The organism is Arcticibacter tournemirensis (assembly GCF_006716645.1).
GTDB lineage: Bacteria > Bacteroidota > Bacteroidia > Sphingobacteriales > Sphingobacteriaceae > Arcticibacter > Arcticibacter tournemirensis.
The window spans coordinates 2167819-2188203 of the sequence record NZ_VFPL01000001.1 but is presented as its reverse complement, the minus strand read 5'-3'; the positions used below and the strand labels follow the sequence as shown (position 1 = coordinate 2188203).

Sequence of the window (20385 nt, the reverse complement as noted above, 5' to 3'; positions counted from 1 at the left end):
CTATCAATGTTCAGGAACAATCAGGATAGCGTCGGCTATTGTATTTTCATTCGCTTTTTTATGATTGCTTATTTCTATATAAGCATTCTTTCCTTCTTTGAGATCAAAAACACCTAACGATGTCCACTCGCCGGACGTTTGTCCGCTTACATTTACCTTGCGGGGATCCAGTTCAACGGACTTACTATTTGTTCCGTCATAGATCGTGTAGTTAATCAGACTGGCGAGCCCCTTGACCTTTGTAATATAAGTGTATACGTGATATTTACCCGGCGACTTTATTAACGGGAAGAATTTGATAGCTGCACCAGAACCGGTGCTGTCTATGAGCATAGAAGGGCCGTAGCCTCCGCCTGCCTTTTGCCAGTTACCGGTTATTTCGACATAGTCCTTATCATCATTATCGACCAGGATGTCGGCCGGGCTGTTATCCGCGAGAGGCTTCGTTTTCAGTAAGGCCTGCAACTGACTTACATCGATCTTTTGTACGGGCTTGCGGGTATCAATCGCCATGGAGGCCGCCGTTGCTGCTGACTGGCCTAAGACCATAAAAACAGGTTCCATCCTTATTGATCCGTAGGCGATATGGCTTGCTGAAAGGCAAACCGGCACCAGAAGGTTCGCACATTCTCCGGCTTTTGGTACAATTGACCGGTAGGATACCGGATATGGTGCAGGTACTTTGTGCTGTACGTCGCCTTCATTTTTAACCATTCCGTTTACAACTAAGCGCTGTGCATTATGCGAATCCATTGTATAAGCGGCAGCACCTACGGCGTCCGGCGTTTCCACTTTCCCCAGACAGTTCGCCTCCGTCATTACATAATCGCTCACCATCCTTCGGGCTTCGCGAACGTACAGCTGAGGTGTCCAGTGGCCGTTATCTGTATATTCATCCTTTGGGTATCCCCATTTCAGCATATCTTTCCGCAAATGCTCAGGAACACGCAGATCGTTTCCGAGAAAGTATAATAAGCCCTTATTATAGGTTTCGTGTGCTTTAAATATAATATTCCGCCTTGCGTAATCTGCATCGGGATAATCATAGTTCATGCCGATCATATCCGTCGAAAAGGGACCCTGATTGTTAATGTCGACCTTGCGGTTGGGCATGTGATCGAACTTCAGAACGCTGCCGGCAACTTCCTTCGGTTTGGCAAATTCGATATACCTGAGCAGGAGCTCGTATTTGGTAGAATCATAATTAACCGGCCTTGTGACAGGAACCCTGTTTGCCGGATCGCTTGTAAGGCAGATCCTGAAGTTATACGCCTGGATCTTTTTGTCACCCGAACCTTCAGGAGCCAAAGGCTCAGCGCTTACTCCCCACAGCAAACCGCTTTCGGGCATTCCGGGAACCTTGTAAGGATCTATCCCATCAGGAAACTGATGCTTATTCTTCATCTGTACCCCGTTGATGCTTTCGTTATACTGCGAGTTCGCTTCTCTTCCATACGTATAGGAAACCCCGGCCCGTGCCATCAGGTCGCCCTCATAAGAGCAATCGATAAACATCTTCGCTCTGACAATCATGGCTTTGGTGCCTCGACCCGAGGCATCTTCAAGTAGGATCTCGTCAATACGCTGTCCCGTCTTTTTGACTTTAATTACCCGTTTCTGATAAATAACCGGCAAAGCGGCTTTTGTTACATATTCCTTAAAAACCGCTTCTGCCACCTTCGGCTCAAATACCCATTGTTCAAACTTTCCGTAATGCTTACCCACCTGACGGTAAAAATCGCGCGCTACACCTGTAACGATCGACTTATTTCCGATATCGGTAAAACCAAGTCCTCCGGAAGACAAGCCGCCAAGGCGCTTCCCCGGCTCTATCAACAGGACCGATTTATTCATCTTTTTGGCCGTATAGGCCGCTATAACGCCAGCCGATGTACCACCATAAACGCAGATATCTGTTTGAATAATTTTAGGTTGGGCCGCAGCCCTAAAGGTGAATAAAAGAAGCAGAAAAAAAAGTGTGTGTTTCATCTGATTAATTATAAAAGGTCAAGGTGCCCCGCTACTGTTTTTTAATATGCAATAGTATCTCTTTTTGCGTAAAAAGTATCTATCGCATTTGGGGGAAGATATGCTGTTCGTAGAATTAATTTTCCACCAGCCGCGGCATTCTTCAGGATAGTAGTATCTCTCCTTTTTGAGGTGAAGATGCGGGCAGAATCTCCGGAACTTAATTTATAAGCAACCTCTGTACCGGCCATAACAGAAGAGGTATCTGTTTCTGAATACCAAATAATGGCAGGACTTCCGGTGATACTGACTTTACTTTTTACGATACGATTTGCCAGTCCCTTTACATAAACAGGCCCGAGGACTTGTCCGGTTTTTTCCGTGACAACCGACTTATTGCCACTTTTATCAAAAGTTACAAGCTCGAAAGTATACACGCCTTCGGGAATGTTGGGTACCTGGATTATTTTACGATTAGCGATTTCATCCTTTGATATCACCGCGTCGAGTGAATCCCGGCGGCTATTCCAGTACAGGCGAATCTTTACAGCCCTCGGATCGGTACTCATTAATGCATTTATGTTAGCCCTGTTATAACCAGGCATAACAATAACAGAATCGGGCCGGCCGGGGTATATGGCTTCAGCCTTATCGAGATAAGCACTATAATCGCCATCGTTGGGCAGACATGCTGCTATTACCAATATCAAAAAGAATGTAAGGGGTAATAACAATTTTATTGTTTTTTTCATCATTGATCAGATCTATGGTTTCTATTATTCTTCTATTGCCCCGAAAAATGTAAACTCTGACATTGCGACATAGGTGACATTTCCCCAGTTAGCAATCGTTCTCCATCTCCAGTACCGGAAAGCTTCCACCTTTCCTTCCACCTCAAAGTCTTCGCCTTTTCTTGCGAGTGCAATGTCGTCTGCGCTCACTTGTCCGAGAGGTAAGCCTGATGGCTTTGTCGCATGAAATGTTCCCACAAGCGTCCAGCTGGCATCAAACGTTCCATCAGGATTCGGGTTGTTACTTCCCCATAACTCCCATACAGAAGGCTGACCGCCCATATAGACGTTGTTTTGACTCGCAGGAATATCGGGATAGAAAATAAACCGGCTTAACCTTGCTTTCACTCCCATATCCCAGGTGAAATGCTGGGGTATTACAGTGGAGGGCTTCGTTTGAAATATATCACCAAGCTGATTATGCAGCCCGTTCCAAAGAACCGGTAACTCCCTCGCTCTCCCTTGCCCGGTATGTCTTTCCCATGTATCGCCGGGTAGTTTTACATGTCTGAATAAAGCCTTATCAAACTCACTTTCAAACAAGGGGGTTAACTTCTTTATAATAGTATCTGATTTATTATTCCAGCGGTCGCGAACGTACACTCCGAACGTATACTCAATGGTATCCAGTCCGCGCACCCTTACCCTTCCTTTTTTTGCCCTGGTATATTCGGCACCGATCTCCTGCCATTTATCCAGAGAGTCTTTTGCCATCACCTTAATCACTATATTTCCTTCCGCAGTGTTCGTGTAGTCTATATTTATACCACCAAACGTTGCATAAAAATTATCCTCGTTCGCGATACTGGCAGCGACCATGACATGTGGCGGCGTTCCCACCGATACACGGATAATGACCGGTTTTGATTCTACTTCACCTACAGCGACAGCAGTTAACGAAATATCGTATTCTCCGGCCTGCGCAAACCCTTCAACGGTGATTGTATTTTTGTAAACGGTAGACTTCGACTCGCGCGCTGTTCCGTCGCTGAGCTCGTAACTGGCTTTAACATATCGAAGGTCGCTGCCTTCGGGGACATCGTAAGTAATAATGGCGCCTCCGGGGATTTCCTTTGAGCTGAAATTTTCGACTACCCCGGGAATATCCCCTTTCCTGATCGGTTCAGGGTCGAGGGCATCCTTGCAGGCAGATATAGATAGCAGCAGCACAAAGAGTAACAGCTGATATTTTTTTAATATGATTCTCATATTCTTATTTCTTTATTGTTTACCAACCTGGATTTTGAGTTAATTTAGAATTCCGCCGAAGCTCCGACAGGCTAAGCGGCCATAGATAGTCCTTCTGTGCGAAAGTGCGGTTATAAAGACTTACAGAACGATAGAATAGTTGTGTTTCCTTTTCCCTGATGCCCCATCCCAGGATGTTCGCATTGAGCTCTAGTGTTGCAGTTTTCCATCTTCTCAGGTCCCAGAAACGTTTCCCTTCAAACATCAGTTCAATTGTTCTTTCCCTACGGATGATTTCCCTTAAGCCCTCTTTTGTAGCTGGTTTTCCGGGGTTCCTGGAATAACCAGCCCAGGAATCGACCACACCACTTAGGCCACTGCGGGCCCTCACCTTATCAATCGCGTTATAAACTTCTTCCGATGGGCCCGAAGCTTCATTCTGTGCTTCAGCGTAAAGAAGATACAGTTCTGCAAGGCGCATGATAGGATATGGATATTCGTAAACTGTATAGGCATCAGAAGATCCGACAACATTTCTGTAGCTTACCAGTTTTTTGGGGGTATAACCCGTGATAGAATAATAGGCGATACTGACGGGTGCGGCATTTCCTCCAGAACGATACACCGTATTAAATGCATTTGCATCGCTGGTATGACTGCTCATAAAATATCTTCCGCCATCAAATGATAAAGATGCATAAAAACGGTCCTCTCTATCGAAATGCATACCCACTGTAGTATGTCCGGGAATCATGTTATACATATATGGCGAAGTACCTGTGGGCACAGCGCGCAGATTGAACCGGGCGCCATAATCATAGGTAAGATCTTCATCAATCGGCACACCGTTTTTACTATAATACAGCAAAGCTACATTTATAGTGGGAGAGAGATATCCCGTCAGTGTTTTGTTGTCGACGTAGGCAGGATCGTAACTTCTTACAGTAGCTGCTGCCTGAAAGCCCTGCGTAGCCCTGGAAACGTTGTTTATCCAGATCTGCTCAGAATTATTATCCCTTTGGGCAAGAGCCTCCCTGTAACTCATTTGATTAATGGTGCTCTGCTGAGGAGGTGTGGTAAGATTTAATGTCGGCTTCCATTTATATAATGTGCGACCATAAGTTTCAGCAAACTCTACCGCTAATTTACAGGCGTCTGCAGCTTTTACCCATTTCTCAGAACTAAAAACAGGATTAATAAACGGCTTGTTCTCTGAGTTTACAAAACCCGGATAGTCTGTGTTACCGTTAAAAAGCGGACTGGCAGCAGTAACCAGCATTTCGGCTTTCATAGCATATGCTACAAGTTTGCTTAGCCGCCCGTTTTCCTGTGCGGTTGCAGTGATATCATCCGGAAGATTTACAATAGCGCTATCTACCAAACCGACGATATAATCCATGCATTCATCAACGGGCCTTCTTTCATACTGTGTTTTTTCCGGGTCGGAAAAGACCGGAACTTCGTCGTCCATAATATGAACCGGTCCATACATTCTCAGTAAATAATAATGATAATACGCTTTTAAGAACAGGGCCTCCGCTCTCCACCTGTCTTTTTCCAGATCATCCATATCCGGTACCTTATAGACATTCGCAAGAAAAATATTGCAATCCCGTATTCCTCTCCAAAGGTTTTTTGCCTGGTTGCTGCCTTCCCAGTAATTATTCAGGGGAGAATTCACATTTTGGTTCCCCCTGGCGATATACCAGTTTCCGTAGCTTCCTTCCCCGAAATTAGCGGTAGAATTGAGCCAAAACTCATCGCCTCCCAACAATGCAGGATTCGACTGAAGATCAAATCCGCCGGGGAGATAACTGTAACACGTAAATAAATACCGTTCGGCGATGATCCGTGTTGCAAAAGCGTTATCCAGCTCAGGAACGTTATCCGGCACAATATCCATGTATTTATTGCATGAAGAGGTGCAAACGGAGATTAATATGGCTATAATACTTATTATTCTTTTCATCATCATCGTTTTAAAGGGTTAGAAAAACGCCAAGGTTAAAGACTCTTTGCAAGGGATAAGCGAGTCCGTTCCCCCCCATTTCAGGGTCCCATAAATCGAAAGAGCTAAACTTAAACAGGTTGGTAGCACTTGCGTATATCCTGAACCGTTCAATATGAAGACGCCGGGTAAGTTGCTGATTCAGAGTATATCCTACCTCTGCCTGCTTAAGCCGCAGAAATGCGCCATTTCTCATCCAGTACGTGCTCGACTGCGTGTTGTTATTGAGAGCCGATGGGCTTAAACGTGGCCAGAAGGCATAAGGGTCCTGGTGTTCTTCGCTCCAATGGCTGTCGGCAATTTCTTTTAATACTGCCTTCGGACCTGTCGTTGAGCCGAACGGAGCAATCCCCTGTACATCATCCCCTGGTTGGGAGGATATCGGCGAAATGAACAGGGACGTACCGGCAACTCCTGAAAAGAAAAACGAGAAGTCGATATTCTTATACCCTGTTGAGAGCCCAAACCCATAGTTGATAAGAGGGGTTGTTGGATAGCCAATAGGAACCTGGTCATCCGAATTAATAACCCCGTCATTATTCACGTCCAGATATTTAATATCACCTCCCATCACGCTTCCGAACGTTTGCCGGGGACTGTTAAATACTTCCTGGTCATCGGTAAATAACCGCTCTGCTATATAACCGCGTCTCTGGCTGGATGCGAGTCCAAGCCGGCTTAGGTACGGATACTCGTAATAGGGCTCTTCATACTGTTCATATTTTCCTCTGGAATATGTAAATGTACCTCTTCCCTGAAACCACAAATCTCTGTTTACTGAGTGATCGTAAGTTGCTTCCATATCGACCCCAGTACTTTGATACTTACCCATATTCACCAAGGGATTTTGTGCGAGTCCCAATGAGGCAGGCAACGACGCCCTGGATTGAACAATATCACTCCGGTCTTGCCGGTATATATCCGTTGTCAGATTGAAGGCATTGTTAAAAAGCCCCAGGTCGATACCCAGATTGGTTTGTGTTGATTTCTCCCATCTTACTGTTGGATTTGCATATCGGTTGGTTGATATACCGTTGCGGGTATACAGGTTTCCGATGGTCCCGAATGAAAAGGCGCGGTCTCCGTCGCTGAGATTTATATCAGACAGGAAAAAGAAACGTGCATCAGAAATGGCGTCATTACCCACCAGGCCATGCGTTAACCTGAACCTGAGGGTGCTTATCACATCTTTCAATGGCTCCATAAATTTCTCCTGATTTACTGTCCATGCTACCCCTCCGGAGGGGAAAAAGCCCCAGCGATATTTGTTGTCGAAACGTTCTGACCCGTTATAGCCAAACGCAAACTGGAAATGGTAGCGGCTGTCGTACGCATAAGTAAAGCTTCCGGAAAAGCTTACGTTCCTGAAAGGCAGCGTATTGAGCAAAGTGAAGTTGTCTCCGTTCGGCTGATTTATATTGCTGCGCATGGTCGCTATTGCCATTCCGCTTACCGCATGTTTATCATTAAAGGTCCTGTTATACGAAAAAGCATTTTCCATATAGAACAAGGCTGAAAGCCCGCGGCCCTCAGATGAGAAATTTAATTCTTCATTTCCTCCGGTTGGATTAAGGTTAACGTAAGTATAATTTCCTGTCAGGGGATCAAGCGCGGCAGGCATGTAATAATAAGGATTATACTGCCTTACAATCCGGTATTCCGAAGTGCGGGTAAGATTTGCAAGCGAACGAAAATTAAGGCCCTCTGTAAGAATACCCGAGAGATCTTGTTTAAACTCAAGTTGCACCTGCATGTTATTCGAATTTCGTTCCTGGTACCCGCGAACTACTTCCGCGTAGGGATTTCTGTAGTTACCGGTATTATAGTTTCCAAACATAGGGTGCTTAATGTAGGACTGGTCGGGCCCCGGCTGATAGATAGGTTGGAACAAGACCGGATTCGCGCTGATAGCATACGCAAACGCCTGGCTCCCGGTAATAGGCGGACCACTGTATGTTTGAAAATTACCTATTGTTCTTACCATAAGTTGGGTAGACCTGGTAAGATTGAAATTGATGTTACTGCGTAAATTATATGTCTTAAAATCAACATTGTTATTGAAGTTATTAATAGGATTTACCTTAAGCAGTCCATTGTCGCGTGTCAGACTTCCGCTCACAGCATAGGTTGCAAGGTTGCTCCCGCCGGAAACGCTTAGACTGTAATTTTGAGTAGTGGTATAGTCTTTCGTGAGCATGCCGAGCCAGTCGACTGCAGGATACATTATAGGATCGGCCCCTGCCTCTGTCATGGCTATTTTTTCATCTGAATAAGGCGTGAGAGCAAGCGGGTCACGGGTTAGCAACGCTTCATTATTCATTTTCATGAAGTTCACAGGATCAGCAACTTCCAGCTTCTGAGTGGCAGAAGAGAAACGCTGTTCAGCTCTAAAGCTGATCTTCGCCGGACCTTGAACTCCCTGCTTTGTAGTGACAATAATTACTCCATTTGCCCCTCTTGAGCCATATACTGCTGAAGAAGTAGCGTCTTTAAGGATACTAAAACTCGCGATATCGTCAGGAGGCATCCTTGCGAGCTGATCCTGAGTAACTTCCATATTATCAATCAGGATCAACGGTTTTTGGTTGACGCCAAAAGTGCCAATTCCCCGAATGAAGAAATCGGCGTTGTCCATACCGGGTTCTCCGCTTCGCTGGAATGCAATCATCCCTGCTACCCTGCCCTGCAAGGCTGTGGTGAGGTTGCTGCCGGGCACCTTGAGGTCTTTCGGAGAGACAGTAGTTACGGACCCTATCAGATCACTCTTCTTCTGCCGGTTACTGAATGCAGTTACTACGACTTCTTCAAGCGATTGCTCCGCATCCTGCATGGTTACATTGATAACTGTTTTATCTCCAACAAGGATCTCCTGCGTTTTAAAGCTTACCATGGAGAAGACCAGTACAGCGTTTTCAGGAACGCTTAATACGAACCGTCCGTTAAGATCGGTTGCGGTCCCGATGTTTGATTTACCTTTGACGGAGACAGAAACGCCGGGCAATACTTCGCCTTTATTATCCCTGATCAAACCAGTCACCTGTTTATCCGGGATTGCAATTTTTCTATTTTTCAGTTCTGCTTCCGGCTTGATAATGATGATTTCTTCCTTCACTGTCCAGCTCAAGTGCTTCCCCGGAAAGAATGTGTCGAGTACATCTTGAATAGAAGCCTGATTAAAGTCGACATCTTTCAATGGCGCTTCCCTGATCAGATTGCCATCGCATACAACCTGGAAGCCCGTTTGCCTCGTTATTTCCCTGAAAACGGTTTTAACAGAAGATTTCCCCTGTGAAAAAGTAATTTTCTGGGCAAGACTTGAAGCACTCACCTGCATCAGTATTGTGGTCATTATGAGTATTGTTAATTTCATAATACGCAATAATTGGTTAGTGCCATAAGCAAAGAGCTTTGGCTTAAAAAGATCATAAAAAATCATAGATTTGTTAATTGGGTTTACTTGATGATTCGATAGTACTTATTATTGAGATAGTCCAATTTTACCAGGGGTGTTGGAGCACTCCTGGTATTCGTATCTGAGAGTAGAATTTATTTCATAACGATTACCTGCCTCCCTTCAATTTTAAAGTGTACGTTTCCGGTTAATTCGAGTATGTTCAAAACTTTTGAAATGTTGCTGAAGCGTGTTACCGAGCCCCACACGGTTTTGCCTTTCAGGTCATCTTTGTAAACGATGTCAACATCGTACCATCTTGATATTTGGCGCATGATGGTTTCAATTGGTTCATCTTCGAAGAAAAACTGGTTATGTTTCCAGGCCATCTCTGCTTTGATATCTGCAGTAACAACCCGGATATTGCTTTGACGCGGCGATGCCTGAGCTTGCTGCCCCGGACTTAGAATAGTTCCTGTTGTACCATTTTTTCTCACTCTTACCTTACCTTCGAGAAGCGTTGTTTTTACTAAGGGCTCATCGGTATATCCATTAATATTAAAGTGTGTGCCGAGCACTTCTACTTCCTGATCTCCCGTTTCTACAATAAAAGGGAGTCTTGCTTGTCCGGGGATTAGAGAGCGTGCAGGGTTGACTTCAAAATACGCCTCACCTGAAAGAACCACTCTTCTTTCAGCAGGATTAAACTTTACCGGATAGCGAACTGAAGAGGCCGCGTTTAGCCATATTTTTGAACCGTCAGGCAAAACGACGTTATATTGCCCGCCCTTAGGTGTTGAAATAGTATTCATAGCAGCTTCCGGCGTGGACGCGGTACCGTCGGATGCTCCCTGGTCGGCAGCTATGACATAGGTGATCTGCCCGTCGGCTGTTTTGGTTACCGAGATGCCCGATTGCTTTGCCAGTGTTCCATTAGTGGCATCGGTTAATGATATCTTAGAGCCATCGGCAAGGGTTAAAACGGCTTTGTTTCCTCCGGGTGCAATATCAGCCGGAACAGCTTTAGAAACTGTATTTTCCTTTCGCGGAGTATAGTTAAAAATGAATGCTGCAGCGCAGATGCAAAGGATAACAGCGGCAGCTACAGAAATGATCCGCGGCCAGAGGCTGCGGACGCCTGCTTCACCGGCATCTTCTGTCTCTCCTATCCGAAGTACAATCTTTTTTCGGGCATCGTCTAGTACAGCCCGTATATGAGGCTGGTCGGCGAATCCGTCCTCTATATCTTCGGTTAGATTTTCTCCGATAATCTCCTCGAAAAGATGATTCTTTTCTACTGACCGAAGGTGCGGCAAGAGCCTGTTTACTTCTTCCTCAGAACACTCGTTGGCGAGGTATTTTCGAAATAAACGTTTGAGTTCCTGTATATCTTCCAAGCTGCGTTTTTAGATAATACGGTTAAGCCGGAAACAAACCCTGCTCTGAAATTAATTTTTTTTGAATTATATGGCGTGGAAAATAACGAGGGCTACAAAAAGTTCTGAAGCCAATAACTGCGACCGGATAAAACGGTTCGCTTTCAGCATATGATCGCTTACTGTGGATATAGATATTCCTAATAAGCGGCTAACTTCGAAATAGCTTTTGCCCTCGATCTTACATAAGGTATAGACCTGTTTTCTCTGCGGAGAAAGTTTCTCTATCGCTGTCCATAGGAGCTTATGGCTCTCCTTATAAATAAGTTCTTCTTCTATATGAGTGTAGGTTTCTTCATTGCTGACTCCGAGATGAGCTTCGAGCTTGCGGCTGAGGGCTTCCTTTCGGAAGTGATCATAAACATGATGCTTTGCTACCTGAAAAAGATAGGGGCCCCAGGGTTTGCCAGGCTCAATGAGACTTCTTTTCTCCCAGAGTTTAACGAAAATATCCTGTAGCAGTTCCTGAGCCGTCTCCGGGTCTTTCACCATTTTCAGGATGTTGCCGTAGGTCCTTGCACTGTACTCGTCGTACAAGGCATTAAAAGATTTTAAATCGTCTGAATAGCTGGTATTCATGGCGGGCTACGGCATTTTTAACTACTAATATAACATTTATGCTTAAAAACAACGATTCGATGGTTTATAATTGGTGTGACCCCGAATGCTCTGCATTTAGATTTATTTGCAATAATAGCAGGATTAAAGCCTTTTAGCAAAAAAAAAGGAGAAACTGTGTTTAAACAGTTTCTCCTTTTCAACATTGAGGTGATACGATTATATATCGACCTTTACTGTTAAAGCCGTTCAGCTTTCTTTAAAGCGGCAGCAGCTTCCATCAGCATTAAGCCGCTGATCTGTGTGGAAAGATCTATGCTCCCTGAAGGCTTTGTAGTCCAGTCGGGACCCGCAAGCATGGAGGGCCGGGCCAGTCCTTTCGTATAAAATGTTTCGGCATTAAACTTCAGGAACCTTACAAGATTTCCGCGGTCTGTCTCATTCAAATCGGGTTCCAGCGCCAGTAAGGTCATATAACGAACCAGGATTCCTTTGAACAGGCCGCCATCGCCCTGATTCTCGCTTTTCAACATCCCATCTTTATTAATATCAGCACTGTTCATACAAGTATTCGTCGTACGCATAGCATCGGTAAGGTACGAGCGGTCCTTGGTTACCTTATAGAGCTCGAGTGCCGCTCCAATGTAAGTTCCCTGATTATATGTAAACTTCCAGTCCTTATTCACTTTGATCACCGATCCTTCAACGGACAGGTTATCCCATACGATACCACTTGAGGGGTCAACCAGGTTCGCTTTTTCCCAGGCATAGATCTTCTTTGCCCATGCCAGATCATCGGGATTATTGCTGAGCTGATACATACGGGACGCAAGAATGGATGCGGGGCCATTTGAACAGGCGTTTTTTGATATGGGCGGAGTCTTTTTCCATAACATCCCACCACCAGCAGCATCGGTCCACGCGGTTTTAATATCTGTCCATAAAAGTTCTGCTGTAGTTTTGAATGCGTTGTCGCCCGTAGCATTATACACTCTTAAACACGCTAAAGCCAGCCATTCCATATCGTCGTAGTATTCATTCAGGAATGTGTTACCATTCTTTTCTTTAATACCATTCAGCAAGGCAGTCATTTTAGGTTTATAAGCAGCGTTGGCGGTTCTGATGTAGCCGTCGGCGAAAACATCCATTACATGCGCCTCCCACCAGTAATTGAAGCCGGTATTTCCAGCGTTATTCTGCAGGAAATATTTGCCATCAGCCGATTTAAAAGTATTATAGGTTGCTTCCTGCATTGAATCAGCCGTAGCAGCCCAGGTATATTCCATGTTTTTTACCTTTCCGTCGTATAATGCATATCCTTCTTCTTTTGAACAGGAGCTTATAGACAAAGCAGTAACGCCGATACCTGCAAGTAATAAAGACGGCAGTAGTTTGATCTTCATAATATAAAATTTAGAATCTTCCCTCTCTGCGATCAGACAGGGAAGATTTATTCAAAACTTATTTTACAGTTACCGAATGAGTATATGCAGCAGGATTAAACGTCACTTTTATATCGGCGTTTTTGTTATCTGCATTCCCATTGAATTTAAAACAGTTATCCCACTGGTTGTTTGTAACCGGCACCATGTACCAGTAAGATGGCTGGGAAGCATCAGTTGGTCTCTGGTTATCGCGGTTTACACTGCCGTACCATTCTTCGGAAGATGCTCCTGCGGCATTTTTAACTACAAACTTGAACTTGTAACGTTCATCTCTTCCCCAGCTTTCCTGCCTGAATACAACCGGAGCGTTTTTAATTTCCCAGCTGCTTCCTCCGGCATATGGCAACTCATACCATATTTTATTTTCGGGAGCAAACCATAAGCCAAGCGATACTATTTCAGTAAATTCTGAACCGGCGGTATTAAAATTAAGTCTAATGCGATACACCTTGTTGCTGCCCGTAACAGTAGTTGTTCCAGACTCAACTATTTTGCCATCACCCGAAACGGAATATATAGCAGGATTTCCGCTGTTGCGTTCTGCAATATGATAAGTTCCTGCTTTCAAAGAAGTATATACTTCAAAAACGCCATCGCTCAGCTTCTTAAAAGGCACTGCCTTACTGATATCGTCGCCACCCTCTGTGGCTGTTCCGGTTAAATAAGCAGTAGCCGGCAACACCGTAAATCCTTCAGGACGTTCAATTTCAAGTATTCTGGTGACGGACGATTTTTCGGCCTCCATGCCTTTGGAAGACCATACTGTCCACTTCACTTTACCTGTCTCGCCTGGTTTTATACCCGCAGCTGCAGCAACTTTCGACAAGTCGCCATAACTCATGGAAAGCGTTCTCTGATACCCGTTACCGTCTGATGGAAGTGAATAAAGAGGTTTGGAGAAATCGCCGTCAGTTTTGTCAAAAAGTACTTCATACAGCACGACTCCGTTGTCTTCCGCCTTGGCTTTCTCCCATTCGAACATCACAGAGCCTTCGCCCTCGATAAAAACGTTCGCATTATCACTGGGAGCAAATAGATTCTCTACCGCAGAAACCTTGGTATGATCAAGTTCGTTGTCGTCTTTGCAACTGCCGAAAACAACTACTGTTGCTAAGCAGACAAATAATATATGTTTTAAATTCTTTTTCATAATATATATTTTAGATATCAATGATTAGTTTTTTTTAATTCCAGCCTGGGTTTTGTGAGAGATTAGGATTGATGCTTCTTTCTTCTCTTGGTACCGGCCATAGATAATGTTTGTTTTTATCAAAGCTTCTCTGTCCGGCACGTATATACCCTCCGTCTTCGTTGGCAGGGCCGAATTGAGCTCCATGCACCCAGCCATTCAGAACCGTTTCAGCAATCTTCCATCGTCTGATATCGAAGATCCGCAGGCCTTCCATGGCAAGTTCTACTCTGCGTTCGTTCCTGATGATTTCTTTCAAATCACCCTGACTCCAGGAAGAGTTATAGTTCAGTGCTCCTGCATCAGTAAATCCGGCTCTTGACCGTAGTGCTTTTATCGTTTGATTCCAGGTGGCCTCATCCAGCTTGGCTAACTCATTTTTAGCTTCTGCATACATCAAAAGGACATCTGCATACCGGATCAGGATCAGGTTCAAGCCAGATCCTAAACTTGTAGTATGTGTTGGATCGAAATATTTGCGCAGATAGTATCCGGTAGCGGTTTTAGAAGAACCTGGCGCATATTCATCCAGCTTTGCAGCGTTAGGGTCTGAACCTGGTTTGATATAAATAGTTTGCGTGCTTCCATTGGGTTTCTTCCAGGTATAACCGTGATATACTACCGTGTATGTTAAGCGCGGGTCTCTGTTATTGTATGGATTACTCTCCACATAGCCTGAGCCCGATTCTCCGGGTAATTTACCATTTAACATTCTGTAACTGTTTACCAGTTCCTGTGTAGGGGCCATTGCATTTAGCCTGGCACCGGCTGATATTGGAGCCAGATCGAAGAAAGTGCCCCAGGTTCTGGTTAAGGGAACAAACTGTACATCCAATATTACCTCGCTGTTATACTCATTCTGAGGAAGGAACAATCCTTCGTAAGAAGGGAATAGTGAATAGCTTCCGTTGTTTGTATTGTTGATCAGCAATTCGCAGGTAGATACCACATCTGCCCAGCGGCTTTCATATAACAGAACGCGGGCCTTAAGGGCGATAGCAGCACCTTTGGTAATCCTGCCACGTTCGGCTTCGGAAAGCGCAGTATTAGTGGGTAATCCGCTAACAGATTCATCCAGCTCTTTTAAAATAAAAGCAAGTACCTCTGCCCTTGGAGAGCGTTGAATCGATCTGGATTCTTCTATTGTTATATCCTTTTCAAACAAGGGAACATCGCCAAACCAGGTCATCAACTGAAAATACTGAAACGCTCTCAGTACCCTCGCTTCTGCTTTCATACGGGTTTTCAAAGCTTCGTCCATATCGGGGACGCGATCTATATTTGAAAGCAACAGGTTACACGATTTTATTCCACGATAATGATCAGTCCATTCATCCTTTAAACGTGCCAGGGAAGCGTCGTATGCCCCTGTAGCGATTGAATTAGAGCCTGAAGCGTCTGTACGGCTGTAGGCGTTATCTGACATTGCTTCGTCGTAGAAGAAATGGTCGGTACTGTAAATCTGCGAATACGCTGTATTCAGCATACTCTGCGCCTTAGCTGGTGAATTCCAGTAAGTAAGGTCTGTAAACTGGTCCTCCGGGGCGAGCTCCAGGTCCTTACAGCTTGTGAATATCGCGGCCAGCAATAGGATGATCGCTGCCTTTGTTAAAAATAACTTTTTCATCTCTTAATCTTAGAAAGTAACATCCAAACCAAAACCATAATATACCAGAGTTGGATAAGCCCTGCCGCTATTTCCTCCTGAGTTCTTCAAGCTGCTGTCGAACTCTGTAAGCTCCGGATCAACGAATTTTACTGCTGACCATGTAAAGAGGTTTTGACCGGACAAATAAGCTCTAAGCTTCTGCATACCGAGCTTCTTTGAAACCGCTTGCGGTAAAGTATATCCTACCTGAACATTTTTAAGCCGCAGATAAGCACCACTGTAGAGGTATAGATCGGATCCTCTCTTAAAATTATTAGTATTTGAGGCACTTCCGTCGTCAGCCAGGCGAGGATAACGTGCATCAGGGTTTTGAGGAGTCCAATAGTCGAGCTGATGTTCGTACATTGTTCTTCCATAATTTACGTGGAAGGGCTCTACAAGTTCGCCGCGCAGCATCATTGTTCTCTTTCCTACGCCCTGGAAGAATACGTTTAAGTCAAAGCCTTTAAATCCTACATTATAGGAAGTTCCGAAGGTTAAACGCGGAAAAGGGTTTCCGAATACGAAAAGGTCGTCGTCATCTATTACCCCGTCGCCATTAGCATCGACATAACGATTATCACCCGGTTGAACAAGCAGTCCTGATGGCTTGGCACCCGCACTCACTTCATCGATGTTCTGGAAGTAACCGTCTCTTTTATATCCAACATAAGATCTGTAAGGGAAGCCAGTCATTTGCAGATAGCGCAGTTCATCAACCCTTGGCAAATTCTCTGTTCCTTCGAAGTAAAGCACTTTATTTTTTGTATCACCAACATTTAATGATACCGTATGTCTTAACACTCTTCCGGCATGCCTGTATGACAGGGCCATTTCCCAACCCTGATTTCTTACCTTACCAGCATTAAAGTCGGGAAGAGTTGTACCAAACACACCAGGAACCTGTGGTTTCACCAGGATGTCTTTGGTTATTTTGTTAAAGTAATCGAAAGAATAAGTTAGAGCATTTTTAAAGAAACTGAAATCTGCTCCGATGTTAAATGTTGCAGCACGTTCCCATCTTAAGTCGGGATTGGCAAAGTTAAACCCTGTAGCAGAAACTTCTTCATTGTTAAAGCCATAGGCCGGACCAAATGTAAAGAAGGTAGTTTGGTACTGGAAGTTTCCTACGTTTTGGTTTCCTACTATCCCGTAAGATGCCCTCAGCTTCAAATCACCAACTTTGTCGCGGTAATTCTGCATGAAGTTTTCTTCAGTAAGGCGGTACCCTACTGATCCTGCAGGGAAAAAGCCCCAGCGATACCCTTTTCTGAATTTCGAAGAACCGTCATACCTGAAGTTGAATTCTGCATAATACTTGTTATCGAAGGAATATGAAGCCCTTCCGAAAAGTGAATTCAAACTGTTCTGTCCCGAGCCTTGATTGGAATTCTTAGTCTCCGCTTCGTTGATTATCGTTTCAGTGACGGGTGTACCGAGTTCGGGGTCTGTATTTCTCCTTTGAAGTTTAATACCACGCTCTTCATGGTTTTCGTTAGATACGCCAACAAGAACGTCGACATCATGCGACTTATTAAAGGTTTTAGTAAACTGTGCCAGGAACTGTGTATTCAGGTCACGCAGTTTCCTGCTTTCGTCATTAACATTATAATCGGCACCTGAAACGCCCGCGGGAAAGTAATTCACCTTCATCACTCTTTCAAACTGACTGTTTGAATACTGACTTCCGCCGAACACGCCCTTCAGCTTAAGAAAGCTGGTTAACTTTAATTCAGCCGTTAAGCTACCGAATATGTTATCATTATCGTATTTGCGGAAACCGCCCTTCTCAAGAACGCCGAGGGGATTAAACTCCTGCAATACGTCGTTGGTAAGGTAACGGCCTTCATCGTCTTTTAAGCGATAGTTAAGAGGTACACGTGCAGCATCCACCATTAATGTACCCGTAGAGGAGGCGTGATCCCTTATATCGCTTTTAGTATAGGCAAGCACCGAGGTGAATTTAAGCCTTCCATACTCGTGCGTAAGGTTCATCCGGTAATTATACCTTCTAAGCCCTTTAGATGGCCCCACGAAGTTACTTGCCTGGTCGGTATACCCTACCGATACCATATAAGTTGAGGTTTCGCTGCCGCCTGTAACGCTAAGATTGTGATTTTGCTGCCAGGCGCTTTGAGTAATGGCATCAACAAACCATTCGTTATCGCCCTGTTCCTTGAATGTGCGTATCTGCTCAGGTGTGTACACTACAGATCCTAATCCTGAATTTGCCCGCGACTCATTCCTCAGAATTGCATTCTCGTAGGCACTCACAGGTTTAAAGAACATTTTCGGATCATTCACGCCAGCCAGTCCATTATAGTTGACTGTGGGCTTCATGTTTTTCTTGCCTTTTTTTGTAGTTACGAGCACGACCCCATTTGAGGCTCTTGAACCGTAAATAGCAGCGCTTCCGGCATCTTTCAGGACAGACACCGTTTCGATATCCTGGGGATTTAGGAGGTTTATATCTCCGCCCACGATTCCGTCAATAACTACCAGCGGACTATTATTACCCATGGTACTAATCCCTCTGACGTTCAGGTTCATTCCTGCGCCGGGCTCTGAGTTTCTCTGCTGAACTACGAGGTTGGGGGAAACGCCCTGCAAGGCTTGAGTTGTATTCACAGAGGGGCGTCCCTCGATTGCTGCAGAAGTTACCTGATCGACGGCACCTACCACACTAGATCTTCTTTGGGTACCATACCCTACTACAACCACTTCTTCCAGCGCCTTTTGCTCTGGCTGCATTTGTACCGAGAGAGAAGACTGACCTCTTAAAGGGATCTCTTTAGTGCCGTATCCGATGAATGTAAAAACAAGACTGGCATTTGCATCCTGCACGTTGATCCTGAAGCGGCCCTCTATATCGGTACTGGTTGCCGCCGAGGTTCCTTTGACCCTCACGCTAACCCCAGGCAGTCCGGCACCTTTCTCGTCGACTACCCGTCCTGATACATTTACCGGGATTATAGCAGCGGAAGTGAGGGATTGCGCACCTTTAGGCTTCCTCTTTACAACAATAGTATTCTGTTCTATTACATAGGTTATTGGCTGTCCTTCAAAACACTTTTCGAGAACATTTTCTATGGAAGCATTTTTTACAGATATGTTAACAGGCTTTGTTTCCTGCAACATTTCGAGATCATAAAAGAAGTCATACTGACTTTGCTTCTTGATTTCTTTAAAGACCTGCTCTATGGTTACGTTTCGTTCTGTTAAACTAATTTTCTGCGCGTATCCCGTGGCACTTACCTGTAAGAATGCTGCCATCATTAGGAAAACGGTTAGTTTCATGGCAAGCAAATATTTAAATGTGATGCAGCGTTTATACCTGCATATTAATCCAGTACAAATTTTATACATTTGATTTTAGGTTTAATTATAAGACGTTGTCAAAATCTCTATGATTAGCCTCTTAAACCAGGGGCGGGCCTAATCGCTCCTGGTTATTCAGGTTAACATTTCCGGTAGTCGGGTATATCTTAAGGCATAACAATGATCCTCCTTCCTTCTATTTTAAAACGAATAACTCCTGTTAATTCCATTATATTCAATACGGCTGATACATTTTCGAATTTTGAAATTGTACCGCCAAATCTTTTTCGCTGGATATTACCCTGATACTCAACGTCGACATCGTACCAGCGCGATATCTTGCGCATTATACTCTGTACATTTTCGTTGTTAAAAACGAAATATCCGTTTTTCCAGGCTATTACCTGCTGAGGGTCGACCTCCAGTACACTAATATCGTTGTCTACCTGAGTCTGCTGCCCGGGCCGAAGAAGTCTTGAAGCATGGCTTGAGTGTTGTGTAACCCTTACAGAGCCTTCTAATAATGTGGTTCGCGCTGCTTCCTCATCATCGTAGGCGTTGACATTGAAGTGCGTGCCCAATACTTCGACATCCTGACTGGCGGTTTTTACGATGAACGGTATCCTTTGTCCCTTTTTCACACCCGGCCTTTTTGCCGCAAACATTTTCGCAACTTCGAAGTAAGCTTCGCCCTTCAGCTCCACTCTCCTCTCGTTTGAACTAAAAACCGCAGGAAACTTTATAGAGGATGATGCATTCAACCAAACTTTGGTTCCATCAGGCAGGTCTATCTGATACTGTCCGCCCCTCGGTGTTGTTATTGTATTATAAGCAATTTCCTGTTGCTTACGTCCTTTGTTCGTTCCTTTTACTTCGTAAACGATCTGACCGTCTTTATTTTTGCGGATCGATATATTTCCCTGATTGGCCAACACACCCTGCTTCGCCTGGTCAAGAACAATACGTGAACCATCGGCAAGTGTAAGAATGGCTTTATCTGTGCCAGGGGCTATATCAGGGGATGTTTTTTTAGCTATTGCAGTATTTTCAGAAGGCTTATTTTGAATATAGAAATAAAGGCCGAATGATAGAAAAAGAAGAACGGTAGCTGCGAGAGGTAAAAAGTATTTATAATTAAATGGCTTTATCTGATGCTTTGAATTGATTTTTTCCTTTTCGACGATGGCATGGTACAACCGATCCCTCAGCTCTTCAGTTGTTTCGGATGAAGTCTCTTCAAGCAAGGTATCGTCAAACGACTGGTACCATTGCTCAAATTGTAATTTTTCTTCGTCAGTGATCGTACCCTCCTGCCACTTTCTGGCAAGCTCATGCATACGTTCCTCTGTCTTTCGCTTGGTCATCGGATTGGTTGTTTCTTATATAGCCAAACGGAAACGGCAAATCCCTTAGTGGGAAGAAAAAAAAGTTTTTCTGCCCACTAA

Annotated in this window: 12 protein-coding genes; all 12 read right to left on the bottom strand. The window is 44.5% G+C overall.

What is annotated here, in order from left to right; all coding sequences use genetic code 11:
* Positions 1-3: 3 nt before the first annotated feature.
* Positions 4-1989, bottom strand: coding sequence for an FAD-dependent oxidoreductase (locus BDE36_RS09205; protein WP_141814635.1), 1986 nt, complete (start codon positions 1987-1989; stop codon positions 4-6).
* A gap of 41 nt (positions 1990-2030) precedes the next feature.
* Positions 2031-2723, bottom strand: coding sequence for a DUF4998 domain-containing protein (locus BDE36_RS09200; protein ID WP_141814634.1), 693 nt, complete (start codon positions 2721-2723; stop codon positions 2031-2033).
* A 21-nt stretch (positions 2724-2744) separates the two neighbouring features.
* Complete coding sequence (locus BDE36_RS09195) at positions 2745-3968, bottom strand: DUF5000 domain-containing lipoprotein (RefSeq protein WP_141814633.1); 1224 nt, start codon at positions 3966-3968, stop codon at positions 2745-2747.
* A gap of 19 nt (positions 3969-3987) precedes the next feature.
* The gene (locus BDE36_RS09190; RefSeq protein ID WP_202618172.1) at positions 3988-5916 is read right to left on the bottom strand and encodes a RagB/SusD family nutrient uptake outer membrane protein; all 1929 of its coding nucleotides are present in this window, start codon (positions 5914-5916) and stop codon (positions 3988-3990) included.
* A 10-nt stretch (positions 5917-5926) separates the two neighbouring features.
* Positions 5927-9304, bottom strand: a complete 3378-nt coding sequence (locus BDE36_RS09185; protein ID WP_211360916.1) for a SusC/RagA family TonB-linked outer membrane protein — start codon at positions 9302-9304, stop codon at positions 5927-5929.
* Between the two features lie 197 nt (positions 9305-9501).
* A complete protein-coding gene (locus BDE36_RS09180; RefSeq protein WP_128771202.1) occupies positions 9502-10743 on the bottom strand; it encodes a FecR family protein in 1242 nt (413 codons plus the stop codon).
* Between the two features lie 66 nt (positions 10744-10809).
* Positions 10810-11361 (bottom strand): RNA polymerase sigma-70 factor, encoded by a 552-nt coding sequence (locus BDE36_RS09175; RefSeq protein WP_128771201.1) that lies wholly within the window; start codon positions 11359-11361, stop codon positions 10810-10812.
* Positions 11362-11579: 218 nt separating this feature from the next.
* A complete protein-coding gene (locus BDE36_RS09170; protein WP_141814630.1) occupies positions 11580-12743 on the bottom strand; it encodes a glycoside hydrolase family 76 protein in 1164 nt (387 codons plus the stop codon).
* A gap of 58 nt (positions 12744-12801) precedes the next feature.
* On the bottom strand, positions 12802-13935 hold the full coding sequence (locus BDE36_RS09165) for a SusE domain-containing protein (protein WP_141814629.1): 1134 nt from the start codon (positions 13933-13935) through the stop codon (positions 12802-12804).
* Positions 13936-13969: 34 nt separating this feature from the next.
* Positions 13970-15601 carry a RagB/SusD family nutrient uptake outer membrane protein gene (locus tag BDE36_RS09160; protein WP_141814628.1) on the bottom strand — a complete coding sequence of 544 codons (1632 nt, stop codon included), beginning with the start codon at positions 15599-15601 and terminating at the stop codon, positions 13970-13972.
* A gap of 9 nt (positions 15602-15610) precedes the next feature.
* On the bottom strand, positions 15611-18919 hold the full coding sequence (locus BDE36_RS09155) for a TonB-dependent receptor (RefSeq protein ID WP_141814627.1): 3309 nt from the start codon (positions 18917-18919) through the stop codon (positions 15611-15613).
* 188 nt (positions 18920-19107) lie between these two features.
* Positions 19108-20304: a FecR family protein gene (locus BDE36_RS09150; RefSeq protein WP_141814626.1), complete on the bottom strand. Its 1197-nt coding sequence runs from the start codon at positions 20302-20304 to the stop codon at positions 19108-19110.
* Positions 20305-20385: the final 81 nt, after the last annotated feature.